Below are 1,290 nucleotides of genomic sequence, written 5' to 3'. Positions count from 1 at the left end.
CGGCGGGCGCCTCCGACGCACGTCCGCCGCGCTCGCGCTGGTCGCGCTGCTCGCCGGCACCGGCGCCGCCGGCGCCTCGGCGGCCCCGCTCGACCCGGCGTCCGAGATCATCGCACCGCCGACCGTCACCGTCGGGGAGACCGCGACGTTCCTCGTCACCTGCCCCGACCCGTCCGCGACCGCGATCGAGTGGCAGACGTCCCAGCACGTCCCGGCGCTGGTGCGGGTCGGGGGCGGCGTGCCCGTCGGCGGGGGCGTGCAGTTCCGGGCCGAGGTCGACCTCCCGCGCGCGCTGTGGACCTGGTTCCAGGTGGCGTGCGTCTACGACGGCACACCGGCGGGCTACCGCCCGTTCGTCGAGTCCCCGTGCAGGGACGCCCGACGAGCACCGAGCTCCGCATCACCGGACCGGCCCAGGGCGGTCGGGTCGCCGGCGAGGTCACCGTCTCCGGCGCCGGCGACGTCCCGCAGGGCTGGGTCGAGATCCTCGCGAACGGCGCCCCCGTGCAGACGCTCGAGCTGGTGGGCGGCACCGCGCCCGTCGACCTGGCCGGCCTCACCGGGTCCTCCGTCACGCTCGAGGCCCGGTACCAGCCGGGCGACCAGATCCACCGCACGTCGACGTCGAGCCCGGTCGTCGTCCCGCTGGTGGTGAGACCGACCGTCACGCTCACCGCGCCCGCCTCCGTCTACACGTCGGTGCCGTTCACGCTCTCGGCCCGGGTCGCCGGGCCCGACGGCGGCGCGGTCCCCACCGGCACGGTCGACTTCCTGTACTCGGAGGGCGCGCGCCTGGGCAGCGCCACCCTCATGAACGGCGTGGCCACCACCTCGGTGGTCGCCCCGACGGCCGGTGTGCTCGACGACGTGGTCGCGGTCTACCGCGGCGACGCGACCTACGGGGACGCCGGGTCGAACCGGACCGACGTGCTGGTCGAGCCGATCCCGGTCCCCGTGGTCACCGTCTCGGCCCCGACGACCGCCGGCACCGCCGGCCTCACCGCGACCGTGCGGGTCGCGGCGCCGACGGCCGGCCTGCCCGTGCCCGGCGGGGGCGTCCAGCTGATCGTCTACGTGCCGGGCACCGGGCCCGTCTCCGTCACGAACGGCACGCTCGTGGACGGCGTCGTGACGGTCTCGACCGGCACGCTCCCCGTCGGCACGTACCGCCTGCTCGCGCACTACTCGGGCGGTGGCGGCGCCCCCTACGCGCAGACCGACTCCGCCGAGCAGGACCTGGTGGTCGCGGCCGCACCGGCGCCCTCCCCGGACCCCGAGCCCGGCCAGGGC

Annotated in this window: 1 protein-coding gene; it reads left to right on the top strand. The window is 77.0% G+C overall.

Annotated features, from left to right (window positions below; genetic code table 11):
• Window positions 1-366: 366 nt before the first annotated feature.
• A partial coding sequence (locus G6556_RS18875) for an Ig-like domain-containing protein (protein WP_166944684.1) occupies window positions 367-1,290 on the top strand: 924 nt, incomplete at its 3' end.

This window comes from Cellulomonas sp. IC4_254 (genome assembly GCF_011603975.1).
Classification (GTDB): Bacteria; Actinomycetota; Actinomycetes; order Actinomycetales; family Cellulomonadaceae; genus Cellulomonas.
The sequence above is the reverse complement of the archived record's forward strand: the minus strand, read 5'-3'. Positions and strand labels throughout refer to the sequence as shown.